General features: G+C 63.7%; 17 protein-coding genes and 1 pseudogene. 9 read left to right on the plus strand and 9 right to left on the minus strand.

All coding sequences use genetic code 11. The annotated features are described in order from the left end of the window. Window positions 1-186 precede the first annotated feature (186 nt). From ACFXIV_RS47020 to ACFXIV_RS47030, 3 genes and pseudogenes are all read left to right on the plus strand, one after another. Window positions 187-921 carry an enoyl-CoA hydratase/isomerase family protein gene (locus ACFXIV_RS47020; protein WP_379404826.1) on the plus strand — a complete coding sequence of 245 codons (735 nt, stop codon included), beginning with the start codon at window positions 187-189 and terminating at the stop codon, window positions 919-921. Window positions 922-1,117: 196 nt separating this feature from the next. Then, window positions 1,118-1,653, plus strand: a pseudogene (locus ACFXIV_RS47025) (Tn3 family transposase); the annotation flags it as partial. Window positions 1,654-1,775: 122 nt separating this feature from the next. Next, window positions 1,776-2,105 (plus strand): TetR/AcrR family transcriptional regulator, encoded by a 330-nt coding sequence (locus ACFXIV_RS47030; RefSeq protein WP_379404827.1) that lies wholly within the window; start codon window positions 1,776-1,778, stop codon window positions 2,103-2,105. Window positions 2,106-2,107: 2 nt separating this feature from the next. Here ACFXIV_RS47030 and ACFXIV_RS47035 read toward each other — a convergent pair whose 3' ends face one another. After that, entirely contained in the window at window positions 2,108-2,830 is a 723-nt protein-coding gene (locus tag ACFXIV_RS47035) for a maleylpyruvate isomerase family mycothiol-dependent enzyme (protein ID WP_379404829.1), read from the minus strand. Between the two features lie 212 nt (window positions 2,831-3,042). Here ACFXIV_RS47035 and ACFXIV_RS47040 point away from each other — a divergent pair, with 212 nt between their 5' ends. Continuing rightward, complete coding sequence (locus ACFXIV_RS47040; protein ID WP_379404831.1) at window positions 3,043-3,576, plus strand: TetR/AcrR family transcriptional regulator; 534 nt, start codon at window positions 3,043-3,045, stop codon at window positions 3,574-3,576. 6 nt (window positions 3,577-3,582) lie between these two features. Here ACFXIV_RS47040 and ACFXIV_RS47045 read toward each other — a convergent pair whose 3' ends face one another. Further along, window positions 3,583-4,866 carry an acyl-CoA dehydrogenase family protein gene (locus ACFXIV_RS47045; RefSeq protein WP_379404832.1) on the minus strand — a complete coding sequence of 428 codons (1,284 nt, stop codon included), beginning with the start codon at window positions 4,864-4,866 and terminating at the stop codon, window positions 3,583-3,585. Window positions 4,867-4,882: 16 nt separating this feature from the next. Continuing rightward, the gene (locus ACFXIV_RS47050) at window positions 4,883-5,959 is read right to left on the minus strand and encodes a phosphotransferase family protein (RefSeq protein ID WP_379404834.1); all 1,077 of its coding nucleotides are present in this window, start codon (window positions 5,957-5,959) and stop codon (window positions 4,883-4,885) included. A 52-nt stretch (window positions 5,960-6,011) separates the two neighbouring features. Here ACFXIV_RS47050 and ACFXIV_RS47055 point away from each other — a divergent pair, with 52 nt between their 5' ends. Both ACFXIV_RS47055 and ACFXIV_RS47060 read left to right on the plus strand, forming a co-directional pair. Beyond that, complete coding sequence (locus ACFXIV_RS47055; RefSeq protein ID WP_379404836.1) at window positions 6,012-6,746, plus strand: SDR family NAD(P)-dependent oxidoreductase; 735 nt, start codon at window positions 6,012-6,014, stop codon at window positions 6,744-6,746. Window positions 6,747-6,847: 101 nt separating this feature from the next. Further along, a complete protein-coding gene (locus ACFXIV_RS47060) occupies window positions 6,848-9,160 on the plus strand; it encodes an ATP-binding protein (RefSeq protein ID WP_379421500.1) in 2,313 nt (770 codons plus the stop codon). A gap of 82 nt (window positions 9,161-9,242) precedes the next feature. Here ACFXIV_RS47060 and ACFXIV_RS47065 read toward each other — a convergent pair whose 3' ends face one another. The 5 genes from ACFXIV_RS47065 to ACFXIV_RS47085 form a co-directional block, all read right to left on the minus strand. After that, window positions 9,243-10,055, minus strand: coding sequence for an SDR family NAD(P)-dependent oxidoreductase (locus tag ACFXIV_RS47065; RefSeq protein WP_379404838.1), 813 nt, complete (start codon window positions 10,053-10,055; stop codon window positions 9,243-9,245). Between the two features lie 399 nt (window positions 10,056-10,454). Beyond that, window positions 10,455-10,925: a VOC family protein gene (locus ACFXIV_RS47070; RefSeq protein ID WP_379404840.1), complete on the minus strand. Its 471-nt coding sequence runs from the start codon at window positions 10,923-10,925 to the stop codon at window positions 10,455-10,457. Between the two features lie 785 nt (window positions 10,926-11,710). Then, a complete protein-coding gene (locus ACFXIV_RS47075; protein ID WP_379404842.1) occupies window positions 11,711-12,694 on the minus strand; it encodes a 3-oxoacyl-[acyl-carrier-protein] synthase III C-terminal domain-containing protein in 984 nt (327 codons plus the stop codon). Window positions 12,695-12,708: 14 nt separating this feature from the next. Further along, window positions 12,709-13,278 carry a UGSC family (seleno)protein gene (locus ACFXIV_RS47080; protein ID WP_379404844.1) on the minus strand — a complete coding sequence of 190 codons (570 nt, stop codon included), beginning with the start codon at window positions 13,276-13,278 and terminating at the stop codon, window positions 12,709-12,711. Window positions 13,279-13,292: 14 nt separating this feature from the next. Continuing rightward, window positions 13,293-14,312, minus strand: a complete 1,020-nt coding sequence (locus ACFXIV_RS47085) for a hypothetical protein (protein ID WP_379404846.1) — start codon at window positions 14,310-14,312, stop codon at window positions 13,293-13,295. Window positions 14,313-14,457: 145 nt separating this feature from the next. Here ACFXIV_RS47085 and trxB point away from each other — a divergent pair, with 145 nt between their 5' ends. The 3 genes from trxB (at window position 14,458) to ACFXIV_RS47100 (ending at window position 17,599) form a co-directional block, all read left to right on the plus strand. Beyond that, window positions 14,458-15,387 carry a thioredoxin-disulfide reductase gene (gene trxB, locus ACFXIV_RS47090; RefSeq protein WP_379404848.1) on the plus strand — a complete coding sequence of 310 codons (930 nt, stop codon included), beginning with the start codon at window positions 14,458-14,460 and terminating at the stop codon, window positions 15,385-15,387. An 84-nt stretch (window positions 15,388-15,471) separates the two neighbouring features. Continuing rightward, window positions 15,472-15,801: a thioredoxin gene (gene trxA / locus ACFXIV_RS47095; RefSeq protein ID WP_379404850.1), complete on the plus strand. Its 330-nt coding sequence runs from the start codon at window positions 15,472-15,474 to the stop codon at window positions 15,799-15,801. A 283-nt stretch (window positions 15,802-16,084) separates the two neighbouring features. Continuing rightward, window positions 16,085-17,599, plus strand: coding sequence for a flavin-containing monooxygenase (locus ACFXIV_RS47100; protein ID WP_379404851.1), 1,515 nt, complete (start codon window positions 16,085-16,087; stop codon window positions 17,597-17,599). 303 nt (window positions 17,600-17,902) lie between these two features. On the opposite strand, the gene ACFXIV_RS47105 is transcribed toward ACFXIV_RS47100, so the two are convergent. Further along, window positions 17,903-19,459: an ISL3 family transposase gene (locus ACFXIV_RS47105; RefSeq protein ID WP_379404854.1), complete on the minus strand. Its 1,557-nt coding sequence runs from the start codon at window positions 19,457-19,459 to the stop codon at window positions 17,903-17,905. Window positions 19,460-20,020: the final 561 nt, after the last annotated feature.

The raw sequence follows: 20,020 nt of genomic DNA on the forward strand, positions 1-20,020 counted from the left end.
TGGGGTCGAGGTCCCCCCCCAAGTTCCCCGCGCCCCCCCCCGGGGGCGCGCGGGCCCCCCCCGCCCGGGGGGGCGGTCGTCCGCCCCGCCCCCCGGGGGGGGGCGCCCCCTGGGCCCGCCCCCCCCCCCCCACGGCCCCACGGGCCGAGATGGCTTGTGGGAGAACCACTCTTTGGAGAGGGATTCATGACCGAGCCCTTGGTGCTCTGCGGTGTGCAAAATGGCGTCGCGACCCTCACTCTGAACCGACCCGACAAGCTGAACGCGCTGACCGCGGACACCTTCGTCGAGCTCAGGGCGCACCTCGCAGAACTGGCAGCACGTGAGGACGTGCAATGCCTTGTTCTCACCGGTGCGGGCCGATCCTTTTGTGCCGGACACGATCTCAGGGTTCTCGCTACAGGAGACGAGACCGAGAACAGATACGTCGAAGCCCAAACGATCGACGAGCTGGAGCAATTTCCCGCCCCGACCATCGCCCAGATCCAAGGCCATTGCCTGACCGGCGGCCTCGAGCTCGCGCTCGCCTGCGATCTGCTGATAGCCGCCGACAGCGCGCAGTTGGCCGACACCCATGGCCAATGGGGTCTGATCCCCGTGTGGGGCATGTCGGTCCGGCTACCCGAACGGGTCGGCATCTCGCGCGCGAAGGAGCTCAGCTTCACCAGCCGAGTGATCGATGGAATCGAGGCCGAACGAATCGGCCTGGTCGACCGATGTGTACCGGCAGCCGAACTGCAGACCGCTGTGAGCGACCTCGCCGCTGCGATCGTAGCGAATTCGCCTGGGACCAACCGAATCTACAAGTCACTGTATGCGCAGCGGCTTCGAGCAAATCGTGATGTGGTCCTGCAGACAGAGCGGGATATGGAATTGGGTGTACCGGATGATGCCGCTGAACGGCTGGCACGCGGGCGCTGATCCATTGCGGCACAATGTTCGTATGTAACTCGCTGTGTGGACAGACGGCCCCTGGCATTTCGCCGGGGGCCGTTCTGCCGTCTGCGAAAGGAGTCGCCACCGGCGACCAGCAGAACAACGGCTCTGCCGGTGGCTTGATATGTTCGCCGCAGCAAGGGCGATGTAGCCGCAACCCCGAGGGACCCGCTCGGCTAGCGACCTACTGCGGTTGGTGGGACCGCTGAAGTTCGGGCACGCCACCGTGTCCCTGCTGGTCGGCAAGCTGTCCGCGTCAGGTCGCCAGAACGCGCTCGCCGTGGCGCTCAAGGAGTACGGGGCACTGCTCCGCACGATCTATTCCGCACGCTATTTGTCGGATCCGGACTACCGTCGCAAGATCTCCCGACAGCTCAACAGGGGCGGATCCATCCACGCACTCAAACGCGACCTGATCTACGCTCACGAGGGAGCGTTCCGGGCGCGGCAACTGGAAGCCCGGACGAACAAGCCTGGTGCCCGACCCTGGCCGCGGACGCGTAATCGCCTGGACCGCAGAATATTACGGCCTTACAGTCGAGCAGATGCGCCGCGAGGGCCGACGCATCGACGACGAGGTACTGGCTCACGTCTCGCCCGGCGCACAGCGAGAACATCAACTCCTTCGGCGCGATCGAGGTCGACATCGATGCCGAACTCGCCGCACTCGATCCCACCAGATGCCGGCTACTGCACGTGCGCGATACCCCTTTCTGATGCCCGGCTACCGGCTCGTTCACTTGCTGTAGGCCCTCGTTCTGGCCGATGAGATTGCATTTTCCCGGCTGGCGGCGAGACAGGCCCTTGATTGTGTCCGTAACGATCCCTACAGAAGCTGTATGGCGAAAAAACCTGATGTCGGCGCGAACGGCTCACGGGGGCAGTTGCTAGATGTGGCCGAGCGGTTGATGAGCGTGAACGGTTATGCCGGTACTGCGGTGTCGGCAGTCTGTAACGAAGCGGGGGTCGCGCCGACGTCGCTGTATTGGCATTTCGGCAGCAAGGAGGGGCTGTTGGCTGCGGTGATGGAGCGGGGTGCAACGCGCTGGTTCGATGCGCTGCCGCGGTGGGCCGACACGGCCGGCGATGCCGAGCGTCGGGAGGCTGTTCTCGTTGAGGGCGGGGTCGGCGTGGTAATCGGTGAGAGGATTCGGCCTCGAGCGCCGTGAGCTCAGCCGAAGGTCAGTTCGGATTCGATGCCTCGGCGTCCGGCGAGCCAGAGGGCGAGAGCTTCCGTGGTGCCGGCGACCGGAACGCCACGGCCGCAGGGGAAACCACCGGGTGTGGTCGGGAAGACGCGATAGTGCAGCTGCTTGGCGCCGAATGCCCAGCTCCAGATTCGGCCTTCACGGAACAGCGCCGACGCGACCTCGTTGGGGATGTCGCGTTGGCGACCGAGTCCGCGCAGGACGTCCTGGTGGTGCATGGCGTTGTCGCCGAGCAGCAGGATCGCCAAAGCCCGGGCGGTGGGAGTGAGATGGTCGGCGCAGTACCAGCCTTGGAGAGTCAGGACGCCTCGGGGTAGGTCGCGGGTGCTCCGGACGGTGAGGCCATTGCCGCGGTCGGCTACCAACTGGCCGATGTGCAGGAGTCTCTGGAGCACATGTGACTGTCTGGTTGTGGCAGGGTATTCCGCCGGTTCCAGCGGTATACGTAGTGTTTCGTAGACGGGGGTGCTCGCGGTGCGTCGGGCCCTGACTCCGAAAAGTACTGTCGGGCGCAGAAACCAATAGGGCAGATTGTTTGTTCCGATGACATGAGCCAGGATGTCCCGGGGCGTCCAGCCGTCGCACAGGGTGTGGCCGTGGTCGAACTCTTCATCGGTTAGCGACTCGATGGTCTTCATGAAGCTCCGGCGTTCACGGCGCAGAGCGTCTTCTCCGGGGAATCTCATTGCACACCTGCTTGTGAGGGGTTCGGTCGATGCCTGGCCGCCGGAGGCTCGCCACGTCCGCGTGGCGGCCGGAATCTGGGGTGCGCCCGATCTTTAGACTGTCACCCGTGGGTGCACCTGATCAGTCGACTAGCAGCGCTCCGCGACGTCCGGGGCGGCCGCGGGGGAGTGTCGCCGGCAATACCGAGGCGACGCGGGAACGGATTCTCGAGGTGGCGATCGAGTTGTTTGCCACCGTGGGCTATCACGCCACGAGTGTGGCGGAGATCGGGGCACGGACGGATCTGCAGCCTGGCGCGTTGTACTACCACATCAAGTCCAAAGAGGAACTGTTGTGGGAGATCCTGCGCCGCTACGTCGAGAAGGCGTTGGACGGTGCCCAGCAGGTGACGGCGATGGATCTCGATCCGGTGGAGAAGCTGGGCCAACTCATCGATGTGCACATCCGCATCATCGCCAAGCATCGGCGCGAGGTGCTTATTCAGGTACGAGATGCCGACGCCCTGAGCGCTGACCATATGGCGCAGTTGCAGGAGCTTCGTCAGCAAGTTCAGGACTGCTGGGAGAGCGTGCTCGACGAGGGCTATCGTGCGGGCCTGTTCACCCGCTCCAACCGGATCGTGGCCAATGGTCTACTGGGAATGGTGAATTCGATATCCCAGTGGTATCGGCCACGCCGGGGCGCCACCGCCGATGAGATCGCGCGGGAATTCCGCGCGATGGTCATCGATGGGTTGGCTCGGTAGAGCGGATCAGGCCGTCTCGAGCAGTTCCGCGAATCGGCGCTGTGCCTCCGCGCGCCGGGTCGGAACATGTTCGGTGGGGACCTCGCCCGCCGGCGGCGCATAGTCCCGCAGGACCAGCCGCGCGACGGTGTCGCGGTGGACCTCGTCGGGGCCGTCGTAGATCCGCGCGCCGCGAGCGGCGCGGTACATGGACTCGAGCGGAAGATCGCTGGAGAAGCCGAGGGACCCGTGCACCTGGATCGCGCGGTCGATCACGTCGTGCAGGACCTTGGCGCCGTAGTACTTGATGTAGGCGATGTCCTTCCGCGCGGCCCTGACGCCGTGCTGATCGATCGTCCATGCCGCATGCAGCGTCATCAGCTTCGCGGCCTGCATCTCGGCGGCGGAATCCGCGATCCAGGTGCGCACGGTCTGCTTCTCGCTCAGCAGGCTGCCGTGCGAGTACCGGTAGGTGGCCCGTTCGCACATCATGTCGAAGGCGCGTTGGGCCTGGCCCATCCACCGCATGCAGTGGTGGATTCGCCCCGGGCCCAGTCGCTTCTGCGCGATCGCGAACCCGTCGCCGGGTTCGCCCAGGATGGAATCGGCGGGGACCCGGACGTTGTCGAAGACCATCTCGGCGTGGTACCCGTACCAGTTCGGACGGATGTGATCGTGTTCGATGGTGGGGACGTCGCGCAGGATGTGCACGCCCGGGGTGTTGGCCGGGATGATGATCTGTGAAGCGCGCCGGTGCCTTTCGGCGTCCGGGTCGGTCACCACCATCGCGATGAAGAAGTCAGCGATCGAGGCATTGCTGATGAACCACTTGCGGCCGTTGATAACCCAGTCGTCGCCGTCACGAACGGCTGTCGTCGACAAGCGAGTCGGATCAGCGCCGGCGTTGTCGGGCTCGGTAAGGGCGAACGCGGACATCATCTCACCGGCCAACAACGGCTCGAGCCAGCGCTTCTTCTGCTCGGGAGTGCCTGCGATGGCGAGGATTTCACTATTGCCCGAGTCGGGCGCCGCATTGCCGAAAACGAGCGGAGCGAACGCGACCTTTCCGATGATCTCGTTCATCAGGCCGAGCTTGACCTGGCCGTAGCCGGGACCACCCAATTCGGGACCGAGGTGCGCGGCCCACAGGCCCTGTGCCTTGACTTCCTGCTGAAGCGGGGCAACGGCCTTACGCAACTGGGTCCAGTTGAGATCGAGCGTTTCGAGCGGATAGATCTCCGACTTGACGAAGTCGTCCATCCAGTCGAGCTTCTTCTGAAACTCGGCGTCCGCGAAGAGTTCCGATACCACTATGTGTGTCCTTCCATCAAAGGATGAGAGCGCCCGAAGCAAGTGCGCGGGCTCGGGCGAAGAGTCGCAGCGTCAGACCGTGCAGGTACTCGCCGATAGCTCGGGGTGCGGCGCCGGCGCAGGCTCTGGCGTAGGTGCCTTCCAGCACGATGCCGAGCTTGAACGAAGCGAGGATCGTGTACCAGGTGATCGCTGACAGATCACGTTGTGAGCGTTCGGCGTAGCGTTCGATGAGCTGCTGCGGCGTGGCCAGGCCGCCCGCCTTGGCCAGCGGGCCATCGATGAGGGGGGTTGGCTCGTCGGGGTGCGGCCAGGTGGCGAGCAGCCATCCGAGGTCGAGCAGCGGATCGCCGATGGTGCACATTTCCCAGTCGACGATTGCCGCGACTTCTGCCCGGTCGGGGCGGAACATGACGTTGGCGAGATGGTAGTCACCGTGCATGATGCCGGGCTGCCAGGCGGTGGGCCGGTTGTGGTCGAGCCAGTCCGCGATCTCGTCCACCCCGATGATTTCGGAGCCGCCGTATCCCGGATGCTGTGTGTAGGAGGACAATTCCTTCAGCCAGCGGGGAACCTGACGCTCCAGGAATCCCTCAGGGCGCCCGAAATCTTCCAGCCCGACTGCTTTGTAGTCGACGGCGGCGAGTGCCGCGAGCGCATCGACCATGGCGAGTCCCATGTCGTGGCGCAGCGTCGGATCCTCGATGTATGGCTGCGGAAGATCGGTCAGCGCATTGAATCCCTCGATGGGCTCCATCAGGTAGAACACGGAGTCGCCGAGAACAGTCTCGTCCGGGCAGCTCGCGATCAGGCGAGGGTGCGGGACAGGGCTGTCGGCGAGGGCGCCGAGGACTCGTACCTCGCGGCGCAGCACGTCGTTCGTCGCGGGGCGGATGTGGCTCGGCCCTCGTCGGAAGACGAAGCGCCGGTCGGCGCGCTCGAAACTGAGCATGACGTTCTGTGTCCCGCCGCCGATCGGCTGCACGTCGTGGATCGGCCCCGCCCCCAGATCGTGGGTATCCATCCAGGACTCCAGGACGTGCAGGTCGACGCCGTTGTCTTGTCTTGACTGCTGTGGCACGAGCCGTATCATAAGCCCGTAATGTATTGAGTGTCCACTCTATTAAATTGGAGCGCGAGTGAGTATGGATGGACAGGTCGTCATCGTGACCGGCGGTAGTCGTGGCATGGGCAAGGGGATGGTGAAAGCCTTTGCCCAGCGCGGTGCGCATGTGGTGATCGCCAGTCGCAAGGTCGAGAACTGCGAGACGGTGGCGGCGGAGGTTGCCGAGAAGTACGGGGTTCGTGCGCTCGCGGTGGGCTGCAATGTCAGCGAGTGGGAGGATTGCGACCGGCTCGTCGAGGCTGCCTATGGAGAATTCGGCCGGGTCGATGTCCTGGTGAACAACGCCGGCCTGTCTCCTCTGTATCCGAGCCTGGATCAGGTCGGTGAAGCCTTGTTCGACAAGGTGATCGGCATCAATCTCAAGGGCCCGTTCCGGTTGACCGCGGCGATCGGTACTCGCATGGCGGCCGAAGGTGGCGGTTCGATCATCAACATCAGTTCGATCGCGGCCAGTCATCCTGACCCCTATTCGCTGCCGTATGCCGCGGCCAAGGCCGGGCTCAATGCGCTCACCGAGGGGTTCGCGCAGGCATTCGGTCCGAACGTGCGGGTCAACGGAATTCAGTGCGGGGCGTTCCTGACCGATGTCTCCGCTGCCTGGACGCCCGAGATCCGGGAGCACCTCGGAAACGCCGCCGCTCTGCGTCGTTGCGGTGAGGCTGACGAGGTGGTCGGCGCGGTCCTGTATTTCGCCGGCAGCGAGTCGTCCTACTGCACCGGAGCAACCCTCCGGCTCGATGGTGGCATGCGCTGATCGAAACGTGCTGGTCGAGCGGTGTAGCTCTTGAAAAACTGACATAAAGTCAGTAGCGTGACCGGGATCACCTCGAGAACGAAGAAGGTTGATGTAGCCGAATGGCCCCGCAGATCTGCCGTCTCCCCGCCGATATCGACCGCTTCGTGGGCCGCCGCGTCGAACTGGCCGAAATCAAGCGCCTGCTGACGGTCACCAGATTGCTGACCCTGACGGGAATCGGTGGCGTCGGGAAGACTCGGCTGGCGGTGCGGGTTGCGCGGGATCTGCACCGAACGTTCCGGGATGGTGTGTCGCTCGTCGAATTGGCCGATCTGAGAGATCCCGAGTTGCTGGCCGCCACAATCGGTGCGGGGCTCGGACTGCGGGACCAGTCGGTGCGGTGGTCGGCGGATACGCTGGTCGACCATATTCGCGACAAGACAATGCTGATTGTGCTGGACAACTGCGAACACCTCACGGGTGCCTGTGCTGCTCTGGTCGACAGCTTGCTTCGCTACTGCACCGAACTCCGCGTGCTGGCCACCAGCCGGGAACCGCTCGAACTCGCCGGGGAAAGTGTCTTCAGTGTCCCGGCATTGCCCGTTCCGGACCCGGACGCTCGAATTGTCCCGGCGCAGTTGATCCAGTACGACGGGGTCAACTTCTTCCTCGACCGGGCTGATGCCGCGCTGCCCGGATTCACGATCACCGAGGAGAACCACTCCGCGGTGGCGCGCCTGTGCCATCGCCTCGACGGGCTACCGCTCGCGATGGAGCTCGCGGCCGTACGGCTGCGAGTTCTATCGGTGGACGAGGTGCTATCTCGATTGGACGACCGGTTCCGTCTCCTCGGTGCCGGGAACCGCAACGTCGCCGAACGCCAGCAGACGCTGCGGTCATGCATGGATTGGAGTTTCGACCTCTGCACGCCCGCGGAGCAGCGAATGTGGCGGCGGCTCACCGTGTTTCATGGAAGCTTCGACCTGGATGCAGTGGAGCAAATATGCGCCGACGATGACCTGCCCGGCCACGAGATCTTCGATGTCGTGGCCGGACTCGTCGGGAAGTCGATCCTGCAGCGTGAATCGGCGTCGGTGCCGACCAGCTTCCGGATGCTCGAGACAGTGCGGCAATACGGGCAGACGAAGTTGCGAGAAGCCGCGGAGGAGGACGTCTTTCGACGTCGTCATCAGCGGTGGCACCTGGACCTCGTCGAACAGCTCGCCGATGACTGGATCAGCCCTCGCCAGGCGGAATGGCTGGCGCGGCTACGTCGCAATCACGCGAATCTGCGGGCGGCGCTCGAGTTTTGCGCGACGAGTGCTGGCGAGGCAGTGGTCGGTCTGCGCCTGATCATCGGCTCCGAACCATACTGGGAGGTATTCGGGCTGTTGCCCGAAGCCCGGCATTGGCTGGGTCGATTGCTCGAGCTGGTCCAGCCCTCTGTTCCTGAGCGATCCAGAGCGCTTCGGCTCGACGCATGGTTCGCCATGATGCAGGGCGACTTCGAGGCCGCCGAGATCGGGCTCGACCTCGCGGAGAAGCTCGCCGCAGAATTGGATGACCCGCTCGCTACGGCGTACGTGCAGCAGACCGCCGGAATGTTGGACGCATTGCGCGGGGGAGAGCTCACCGGAATCTCCTTGCTCGCGGAAGCCCTGGATCGGTTCCGGGTCGCACACGACACAGCAGGAGAAGTCTCGACCCTGCTGTTGCTGGGAATGACCGCGGAGTTCGCCGGCGCAAAGGAGGAGGCGGTCGACTGGCTCGACCGTTGTCTGGCCATCACGGAAAGTAAGGGCGAGGCGCATTGGCGCGCGTACGCACTGTGGATGCTCGGGATTCATGAACTGTGGGATGGCCGACCCGTTCGCGCCGGAGAACTCGAGGCGCAGGTCCTGACCGACAGCCGCGAGGCCGACCTAGCAGCGGTCGCGAGAGCAGTCGAAGGGCTCGGTTTCGTCGCTGCCCGCCAGCATCAGTTCGATCGGTCCGCAATGTTACTGGGTGCCGCCGACAGAATCTTCGACGAGATCGGTGTCTCCACCGCGGCCCTCCCAGCACTCCAGGCGTATCGATCCGAGGTTGAAGCGTCGTTGCGCATGGCAATGGGGGAGCGGAACTTTCGTAGCCGCTATGAGAAGGGGCGCGTTCTGCCGCGCAACGAGGCTTTGGATCTGGCAAACGCCGACGGACCGGTGCGGGTAGCGGCGGAGCCGGTGGCTATTGGATGCCGTACCGCGCTCACCGCTCGGGAGTTGGAGATCGCGGAACTGGTCGCCGATGGGCGTAGTAATCGCGACATCGCCAATGACTTGGTTATCTCCAGGCGCACGGCGGAGGGGCACGTCGAGAGGATTCTGAGCAAGCTCGGCTTCTCCAACCGGGCTCAGATCGCGGCCTGGGTTACGGAGCGCCGCGTCCAAAATTAGAAACCACGAAGCTATTTCGGCACGAGCATGATCGGTGACATCGGAATCCGGACACCGCGCTGTGCCTGGACCCGAGACTTCGTCAGCCTTCGGCGGCGGAGGTGATCGCGGCGGTCAGCCGCAACAGCAGGCTACGTGGCGCATGCTGGCCTCCGAGGGCACCGAGGCGGTTGAGTGCCCCGGGGATGACGACGCGCTTGCCCGCGCGCAGACCCTCGACCCCGGCCTCGGCGACTTCTTGTGGCGTCATCCAGAGCACGTCGGGCAGGCCCGCGGCGACCGCTGCGGCGGTGCCGCCGGATTCGTTCCACAGCTCGGTTTTCACCGGTCCGGGGCAAAGGGCGGTCGCGGATACCCCAGTGCCCGCCAGATCGGTGTGCAACCCCTCGGTGAAGGACAGTAGGAAGGCGTTGGCGGCGGCGTAGGTCGCGTTGTTCGCAAGGGGCTGGAAGCCGGTCGTAGACGAGACGTTGAGGATCGCGCCACGCTCGCGCCGGAGCATCGCCGGCAGGAAGCGTCCCGTGAGGGCGACGGCTGCCTCGACTTTGACGCGCACGATGGCGAGCTGGAGTGCGATATCGCTCTGCTGGAAGAGCCCGGTCGATCCGAGTCCCGCGTTGTTCACGAGGATGTTGATATCCAGATCGAGTTCGTCCGCCGCCTGCGCGAGATGATCCGGCGCCGAGCGGTCGGAGAGATCGCACGGCACCGCTCCGGCGCGCACCGAATAATCGGTCTCGAGTTCGGTTGCCAGCGCGTGAAGCCGATCCGCGCGCCGAGCAGTCAGGACGACGTTATAGCCGCGCCTGGCGAGCGACTTCGCTATCGCGAGGCCAAGGCCGGAGGAGGCTCCGGTGACGAGCGCAGCTCCATGTTCAGTTGGGGGAGGAAACATGTCTGCAGAGTACTGACTACGAGTCAGTAATGTTTGGTAGTTGGTGTGTGATCTGCTCCACTGCTGGAGCGGCTGAAGCTGAGCGGGAATCGGGTGAGCCTGATCCTGTCCTGTTCCGCTCGACGGACAGGACGGTCGGGAGAGGTGTCAGCAGAGGGGTTATTCGTTCCAACGATGGAAGCCAGGGCATCGCATGGCTCCCAACCATCGCGCAACGTGGGTCCGGTGTCGATCGACTCGTCGGTCGACGAGTCGATCGTTCGTAGCTGCTGATTCGCGAATTCGGCTGGGGTGTATCGAGGGCCATGCGAGCCGCCGATGTCCAGCCGGCTGCCAGGCTGACGATAGGGCGCCGGTATTGGGGACTGCAGCGCGCCCTATCCTCAGGCTGGGCTCTGGTTAACTCTGATTCGCGCGGATGAAGTCCTCCCAATCGCCGAAAGCGCCCCGCTGCACCAACTCGATCCGCATGCCGACGGGGTGATTCATGTACGCCAGCATCGCAGGCCATCGGCCGTTGTCGACGAGGCAGGCCTCCATCGAGAATCCGCTGTCCTGCATGACGCGAATCGCTTCGTCGAGATCGTCGACGAAGTAGCCGATGTGGTGTGGGGCGTTGCCGGGGACGACCTCCCACAGTGTGCCCGGCCGCTCCTCGACCAATTCGATATAGGGGGCATCGACCGAATACAGAATTCGTGCCTGGATGAGGCGCTCCTCGTCCCCGTCCCTGATCGCCTGCTCAGCCGACAGCACATTCGTCCATCGATAGCCGGCGGCGGCCGTCAATGTCTTGGCCGCCTGTTCGAGGTCGGTGACAACGAAGGCGGTGTGAAAGTAGTTCTCGGGGGAGATGGGGTGTGTGCTCATCGAGGCGTTCCTTCTTCTACATGCTCGGCGCCCTTGCGCCGACGATGTTGCTTGAGTCCCATCAGGGTCCGAGTGTGACTCAGATTACTGATCGGATGTCAGTAGTAAAACCTAGAGTCGGCTTGATATCAAGGGCTTCGAGCAGTCTGGGTCGCGGAGGTGCTACGGCTTGCATGATGAGCTATATCTCTGGGCAGCAACGGAATTCGATGTAGTTTGCAGCCGTGGCTCGGTGGCCTGAGTGGCGGGTGGTTGCTTGGCGATGGTGGGATCGCGCGCAACTCGCGATGGCCTCTGGTCGTTCTCGACGAATGTTGTGCCGTTTTGCTGACTATTGATCAGCATGGGCCCATCGACTGCCAGCGCAGACGTCGAGCGCACCTGGGATGGCGTCGCGCGGACGACTGGCACCTCGACCGTTCTTGTGGGTGCACCTGATCCGTCGACTTGCAGCGCTCCGCGACGTCCAAGTCAGTGGCCGAGTCGGCTACGCCAACCGAAATGTGGCGAATAGTGCACTGGGAATGGAGAATTCGGTATCCAGCGGCGCCGGCTGCATCGGGCCGCCACCGCTGATGGGCATCGCGCGGGAGTTCCACGCGATGGTCGACCATCGAAGGCCTCGCGTGCTCGGCCGCAGTCATACCAAGGAAATGTCGACCGTCGGGGGGTACGGAGGATCAGCCGAGCTATGGGGGAGAGGAACTTTCGATGGTTATGGCTCTGCCGGTGCCGACTGCTCCCTAGCTGTCAGGCCAGAGAGCAGCCTTGCCAACCGGCAGCCGCTACCTTGGTCCGGCAGGGTTGAGTATTGCTGCGCCGAACGCGAACGGTGTGCTGGCGCCGAGGGCTAGCGGCGCCGTGGCTCCGTCTGCGTCGAGGAGCCTCTTCAGTCCTATTCCAATGTCTGCGGAGCCGACATGTCCCGCGTCATCACCGGTGACGACCACACGCTCCATTGGGATCCCCGCAGCCTCGGCGATCACGGGAGTGAAGTTGGGCGACACTTGATTGCAGACGAGCCGCTCAGCGGTGGTCGTGGTGCCCTTCTGTGCTGTGGTGAACGCGTCCTGATACCCGTTGACGTATGCCACACGGACCTCGGAAAGGGGAATCGGTGCGAACCGGCGATAGTTCGTGGCACCCGCGGGGGGCAAGGGATTACGGGTGCCGCCGTACTCGACCCGCAGGATGCCGGCGAACTCGGTGTGGCTGGAAAAACCGGTCGAGGCCAGATGCCACAGCGCTGGCGCGCCGGTGCCGACTCCGACGACTATCGCACTGCCGCCGTCACCGTAGCCCCACAGGTTCTGGGCCGAGTTGTCCGAGCGATCGACGGTGTCGCTCAGGCGCTCCCCGCTGACGATCGCACCGTAACCACCGCCTTGAGCGGCGAGCCAGCCCTGCATCAGGGACAACGACCACAATGTGGCCAGGCATCCGCAGTTGATGTCGAGGGGCATGCAGGTGCTTGTTGCTCCGTGCTGTCGCATGACCTCAGCCGAAAGCGACCACGAGCCGAGATACTCGCGCGACATACCTGTGGAGACAACGATTTTGAGTTCGGACGCGGGGATACCCGCATCCTGGAGCGCGACGTCGAGCGCTCGGGACGCGAGTGTCGCGGGATGGTCGTCTTCGCCGCCGACCCGGACCTGAGGCCACCCCGAGTATGTTTCGACATCACCACCAGCGGCCGCGGCCAGATCGCGGACCGACTGTGCTGCGGGCAGGTCCAGGCCAACTGCGTGGATCGCCAAGGGGTCCATCGGTAATGACCTCCTCACTGATTGAAGATTGCTTGGACGGCGTCGGCGAGCGCCTCGGATCGGGCGTGGAGCTCTTCTGCTCCGACGTTCTGCATCGGGTGCTCGAGGACGACCAACGGAATGGGTTTGTCGGTCTCGTAATATGTTGCGATTCGCTCCATCTGGGACTCGAACGGCTTCGTCAGGATGGCGATCGCCGCCGCGCCGTGCTGCTGCAGCAGAATCGAGTCGCGCACGCTGGCCGCCGAGCAGCTCCCGCAATCGGAGACACCGCAGAAGATCAGCCCGCCCTTGGATACCAGCTCGGCGAGTTCCGCGTCGTCGAGGGTGACGGACGCATTCAGCTTGAGCTTGATCTCTTCGCGGACGGGAATCCCACGCTGGCGCAGAATCGCCTGTGCGCCACGGAGAATGGCGATCGAGTTGGGCTTGTGGTTGTCCACGAACACGATCTCGCGATTCTCCGGGGTGGTGCTGACCTTGATCGCGGGTGGTTTGGGCCGCGGGATGGGGTCCACCAGGAACTCGCAACTGACATCGCCACAGCTGACGACACGTTCGCTGGGTTTGACGAAGGTGCTCACGTTTGCGATTCCTCTCAGTTGGACTTGTCGACGGGCTGGGAGACGACGTGGACATTTCCGGTCCAACGGGGGATCACAGCGGAGAATTTGCCGCCTTCCTTGCCGCATTCGATGAAGGACAGCTGGTCCTCTGTGCGGAAGGGCGCCCGCATCGAGCCGGGGACGACCTGCCAGAACTCTGGTGGATCGTGGGGTATCCGGCCCACCCGGGCCAGATCATCGGTCGGTCGCACCGCGTGCTCGAAGACGAAGCGCCGGGCCTCATCTCGTGTGAACTGTGATTCCACCAAGGCCATGTGGTCGGGTGCGATGGCAATGAGATAGCCGCTGGATTGGTAGTAGTGGGCGGTCGAGCCGTAGTGGGCGATCGCATCGGCAATCGTCCGAAGGATCTGCTCACCGGTGTCCGCGTAGTGGTTGTTGACGCTGATGGGTCCTTCGGTCGCCATGATCGTCGCCGCGGATGACTCCGCGGGCAGTCCGAACTGGGTGTGGAAGCTCGGCCACGACGTCACCGGGTGCTCTGCAATGCAGAAGGACAGGCGGCCGGGGTGCCCGATGGTCCCATGCGCCTGTAGAACACCACCGGCACGCCCGCAGAACAAGCGGACAAGCTGGGCGAACCGGCCGATTGTCGCGTTGACTCGATTGTTTGCTCCCAGGGCGTTCGCTTCGTGCTCGAACCCGAGTTCGTCGACGATCGGCCCGCTGGCGATGACCGTCGTGGAGACACCGCCGGTGGTCACCTCGCAACCGCTGATATTGAGCAGCGGGTCGACCAGTGCTAGTCCGGCCGCTCTCAAGAATCGGCCGTATTCGGGTTTGCAGCCGGCCATCACCGCTGCGGCGGCCAGATGCTCGCCGCGGATCTCGAGGTGCTGATCCTCGATGGTTCCGACCACCTCGGTGGCGGACCACCCGCACGCTTCGAGCATCGCGTCGACCAGCGTTCCGTAGGGCGGAACAACCGGTAGACCGTCGGACCATCCAGCCTCGAAGCAACGCTCGATGTCCTCGTACACATCCAAACTCATGTCCGTCACGCTACCGTCTAAAAGTCAGTAAGAATAGGTTGAAAACCAGTACAGAACTGACATTTGATCAGTAACGTAATCTGCGGATCGGTATGCCGATTCGCGTTCGCAACACGGCCTGACCAGGTCGGAGTGGGAGGTATGGGTGCCTGTAGAAGCAATTCGGAACGTCATCATCGTGGGCTCCGGCCCGGCTGGATATACAGCGGCGGTGTACACCGCGCGTGCACAACTTGAGCCCCTCGTCTTCGAAGGTTCGCAGGCGGGCGGGGCGTTGATGACTACCACCGAGGTGGAGAACTTTCCGGGCTTCGAGGAAGGCATTCTGGGCCCGGATCTGATGGCCGGAATGCGCGCGCAGGCGCAGCGCTTCGGCGCCGAACTCGTCGCAGCCGACGTGGACCAGCTGAATCTCGAGGGTGCGATCAAGTACGTCACCGTGGACGGCGAACGATATGCCGCGCGCGCCGTGATCCTCGCGATGGGTGCTGCCCCAAGATATCTGGATGTCCCTGGGGAACAGCGGCTCCTCGGGCGTGGGGTGTCCTCGTGTGCGACCTGCGACGGGTTCTTCTTCCGAGACCAGGACATCGCTGTGGTCGGCGGCGGTGACTCGGCGATGGAGGAGGCCGAATTCCTGACTCGGTTCGCACGCAGTGTGACCGTCGTTCACCGGCGAGAGGAACTGCGAGCGTCCAAGATCATGCTCGAGCGAGCACGTGCGAACGACAAGATTCGGTGGAAACTGAACGCGCAGGTCACTCAGGTGCAGGGCGACGATTCGGTACGCAGCGTGCTGCTGAAGGACGTGTCGACCGGCCTCGAGTCGAGCCTGGAGGTGACCGGACTGTTCGTTGCGGTCGGCCATGACCCGCGCTCGAACCTCGTACGCGGCCAAGTCGAGGTGGACGCCGCAGGGTATGTAGTTGCGCGCGGGCGTACATCACGAACGAATCTGGCCGGCGTGTTCGCCTGTGGCGACCTCGTCGACCACACCTATCGGCAGGCGATAACCGCGGCCGGCTCCGGCTGTACAGCGGCGCTCGATACAGAGCGCTGGCTGTCTGAAGTCTGAGGCTGAGCTCGCCCGCAGCACGGAACTGCTGGTCCCGGGTCGAGCCCCTGATTCAAGCAAGAGATCAAGAACGAAGGAGAAAAGATGTCCAACTCGACTATCACATTGACCGCGGCGAACTTCGCCGATGAGGTTCTGGCCAGCGGTCGGACCGTTCTGGTGGACTTCTGGGCACCGTGGTGTGGGCCGTGCAAGACAATCGCGCCGGTGCTGGAGGAGATTGCGGCCGAACATGCCGACAAGCTGCTGGTTGGGAAGCTTGATGTCGATGAGTTTCCTGACATCGCACGAGATCATCGGGTGATGTCGGTTCCGGTCATGATCTTGTTCCGTGACCGAGAACCGGTGAAGCAGATTGTGGGGGCGAAGGCGAAATCCGCTCTGCTGTCCGAACTTTCGGACGTTCTGGCCTGATCGAGCCGGGTCGGTGGATGGGGCGTTCGGTGCCATCCATCGACCGAATGTTCGTCCCCTTGCGTCGACGTGTCGACCCCCTGGGAAATATGGCCGTCGTTTGACCACATGACAGTAGTCGAGACTGGATTTGGGGTTCAGTACAGGGATTTTCCCGTTGCAGTACTGACAGTTAGACAGTACAGTCCGTGTGACGCAGCTCATGAAGAGCAGCGCACTGTGACCGCCCACATGTTCGGCGGAGGGCCGGTCGCAGGGGTACACCGGAGGAAGAGGTATCGAGGTGGAGCACACGCTGGAACACAGCGAACACCTGGCAGACGCAAATCCCACCGACATCGAAGCGGTCATCGTTGGCGGCGGTATGTCGGGAATCCGTACGGCGATCGAGCTCAAGCGAAAAGGTGTGCGGTTCATCCTGCTGGAGCGGTCGGACGGGCTCGGCGGCGTCTGGAACCACAATCGCTATCCCGGCATCGGTTGCGACGTGCCGTCACCGACCTATCAGTACGGATTCGCGCTGAACGATTGGTCGCGTTTGTTCGCGTCTGGACAGGAGATTCGCGAGTATCTGGAACGGGTCGCTGCCGAGAATGACATCGTGCGCCATGTCCGGTTCGGGACAGAGCTCATCGATTCCGTGTGGTCCGACAGCGAGAAGAGATGGTTGTGCGAGACGAACAAGGGTTCGATCCGTGCGCAATTTCTGATTGTTGCCACCGGTCAGAACGACCGGGCGTCCATCCCGTACATCCCCGGTACGGACAAGTTCGAAGGGGATATCTTCCATTCCCACGATTGGCCGGCCGACTTCGACGCGGAAGGGAAGCGGATTGCGGTCGTCGGCACGGGCGCATCGGCTATTCAATTCGTGCCGGAAATCCAGCCTCAGGCTGAACGGCTCGTAGTCCTGCAGCGCACGCCTTCGTGGATTGTTCCGAAGCCTGATGTCGTGCACGAGCCGCGCAGCAAATGGCGCGCCCACCTGCGACAGAGGGTCCTGCGTGCATTTATCTGGGCCCTACTGGAAGTCGTGGTGCTTACCGTCAAGTACCCGCGTCTCGCGGCACTTCCCGAACGGGCCGCGCGCAAGCATCTTGAGCAGTCGATCGCGGATCCGGGACTGCGTAAGGTTCTGACGCCCGACTACAAGGCCGGATGCAAGCGGCTCCTGCTGTCGAATGCCTGGTATCCAGCGGTTTCGGCCTCCAACGTCGATTATGTGCCGTCGGCACTGAGCGAGATTCGCGAGAACTCGGTGATCACGGCAACTGGCCGTGAGTTCGAGGTGGACGCGATCATCTGGGGCACCGGATTCAATTTCGGATCACCGGTTTTCGACCGTATCCGCGACCGGAACGGTCGGGTCCTCGCCGAACGGTTCGAAGACATGCCGCGGACCTATCGCGCGACCACGATCGTCGATTGCCCGAATTTCTTTCTCGTTGGCGGCGTCCACTCCGGCACTGCTTCGGTCTTCATCGGTTGTGAAGCGCAGGCTCGATACGTTGGATCGGCGATCCAGATCATGCAGCGACAGGGTATCGAAACGGTTGAACCCAAGCCTGACGTGGAACAAACCTGGATGGATCGCAGGGATTCCTATCTTTCGGGATTTGTCTTCACCACCGGGTGCAACACATATTATCTGAACAGCAAAGGGCATAACTTGGCGATGTGGCCCGGACAGCCGCTGGGTATGGTCAGGAAGCTGAGGAAGTTCGACATCAAGAACTACCAAGTGACTGCAACCTCGAACGTGTCCAGTTCCGAAGAAGCGTTGCGGGCGGCGGGCTAGAAGGGACACCGCAGCTCCAAGCCACGGTCGGGCGCAAGGCGCTCGGCCGTGCCTTGCCGTATATCCGGCGTTCCACCGAAAATCCGGGGTTCCGCGGACCCTTCTATTGTTGTCCGTTGGGAGTCTCGGGCCGTTTGTCGGCTTCGATACCCGCCATGCTGGCAGCGGCCAGCTCCGCCGGCGTAATCCACGAGAATTCGGGAAGCGGCGGTGCGATCCCGCAGTCGTCTGTCCCGCTCCAGTGCTAGCGGACACGTGATAATGGCTCAGGCACAAAGTTGGTGATCTTGTCGGGATGGGTGGTCAACTGAGGAGCACGAGGCGTCGCAGGAGATCGAAGTTGGCCCGGCCGAAGCATCTGCGTTTGATCGCCTTCAATCGGCAGACGGCGCCCTCGACGGCTCCGCTGCTCCATTCGAGGGTGAGTCCATTGCGGACTGCGTCGTAGTCCTTGAGCAGTCCGGCGGCGAATCCTTGAAGCTGGGAGATGTCACTGGCTTGGGCTGCAGCGATCCAGGCGTTGAGGTGCTGGCCCCGACGGTGGCGCAGCATCCCGCCGAAGTCGCTAACCAGCTGATCGACGCCGTGCAGGACCGGGCATCGGTCCAGGATCCGGGCCAGGTCGGCTTGTTCGGCCTCGGTGCGCTGGTGGGCCGGACGGATGATCCAGCCGGTGACCTGCCGGGGTTTGGGTGTCGTGATCGGCGTGGCGGTCGGCGGTGTGGTGCCGGCTCGCCAGGTGTGCAGCAGTCGGCGAACCTGGCGTTCGGCGCCTCGGTAGCCGCGCTCGCGCAGTTCGCCGGTCAGGGTTGCGGCGTTGGTGCACCCTTGCTGCCAGCGTTCGGCCAGGTAGGCGGTGTGTGGGTCGAGCGCGCTGCCGCGTTTGGGCGACTGGGTTAGCAGTTCCTCGGCGCTGCCGGCTCGGGCGTAGCGGCGCACCGTCTTGTCGTCGAGGTTGAGCGCCCTGCAGATTGCGGTGTGCCCGATTCCCTTGTTCCACAACGCGTGAACCTCGTCCCATCGTTGCCGGGTCAGCTCCGCTCGTCGGCCGTCGACGACCGGCGGGGTGGGCGCGGGTTGGGCGACAGCCTCGTTCGCGGGGCGATCATGCAGGCACTTGCGGTGGGCGCGTACCACCCGGTCGACTGCGTCGGTGAGGTTGTAGATCAGGTGGAAGCGGTCGGCGACCTGGATGGCGTCTGGCGCTCCTCGGCTGGCGCCGTCAGCGAACCCACTCGCCCGGTCGCGGCAGATCACGGTCGCACCGGGATGGACGCGCAGCCACTCGGCGAACGTGTCGTTCAATCGGTCCGGGAGCAGGTCCACTGGCCGATGGGTGTGCATGTCGACCAGGACGGCGCCATAGTTCGAGCCTCTGCGGAAAGCGAAGTCGTCGACGCCGAGTGCGGTCACCGTGCCGGGGTCGGGCACGGGCAGTGCCCGGATCAAGCGCAGCAGGGTCGTCCTGGATACCGACACGGACAAGTGGTGGGTCAGCCGCTGGCCGGGGCGGCCACCCACCGCCAACGCGATCCGCTCGAGCGTGCTGCGCAGCAGCGGAGTCCGCCGGGAATGCGCCGTGGTCAGACCGGGAACCTGCTCGGCGAACGTAGTACGCGCGCAGTCGGTGTTGCCGCAGTAGAACCGGCGCACCCGCAGACAGATCAGCGTCTCAGCTCCGCCGACTGCGGCATCGGAGAGACACCGGTGGTAGCGACTGTGCACCCGAACCGACCAGCACGTGCAGCCCGGACACGACGCGCCCTGCGCGGCGATGCTGGCGTGGATCCGTAAAGCCGCTCCGCGGCGGGTGACCTGTTCGATGTTCAGGTTGGCCAGATGCGGAAGCAGCGTCTTCAGATCAAGATCAGCGCACTCGGATCATGATCGATTACCACGCACCCGACTCCAAATCGTCAGGGCGCCACCAACTTTGTGCCTGAGCCAGGTCCCGATGTCCGTTGACACTCCAGCCTGCGGTCTTCACCGGTACGGGGTGCCGGGTTGTGGCGATGACATGTGGGTTCGGGCCAAATCTGTGTGAGGAAATTCAGTGGACGATCGGCCAAAGGAATTGGCCGCCTCATACCAGATTCGACTGTGAAGATGGGCTCGTGCTGACCGGGCCCGGCGGGCGGCTCGGCCTGCGCGCCACCGTCGCAGCGGGCACCGCTCTTCACGAGGTGTCCGGTTTTTCTTGGTCGTTGAACCACCTGCCTGAGACCTCACCCATACGCATACGCAGACAACAACTTCCAGAGAAGTGTTGAGGGGTGGCGCCGCTGCGCGGTGCCACCCCTCAACACACGTCGACACAGGCTCTAGCCGGTATGAGGGCCCACTGAGTTGGGGCCGGAGGCCTCGTTCTGCAAAGCCGCGTGGGTTGCCGGGGTGAAACTCACTTCGGTAGAGCCACATTTG

Source organism: Nocardia sp. NPDC059236 (assembly GCF_042754085.1).
GTDB lineage: Bacteria > Actinomycetota > Actinomycetes > Mycobacteriales > Mycobacteriaceae > Nocardia.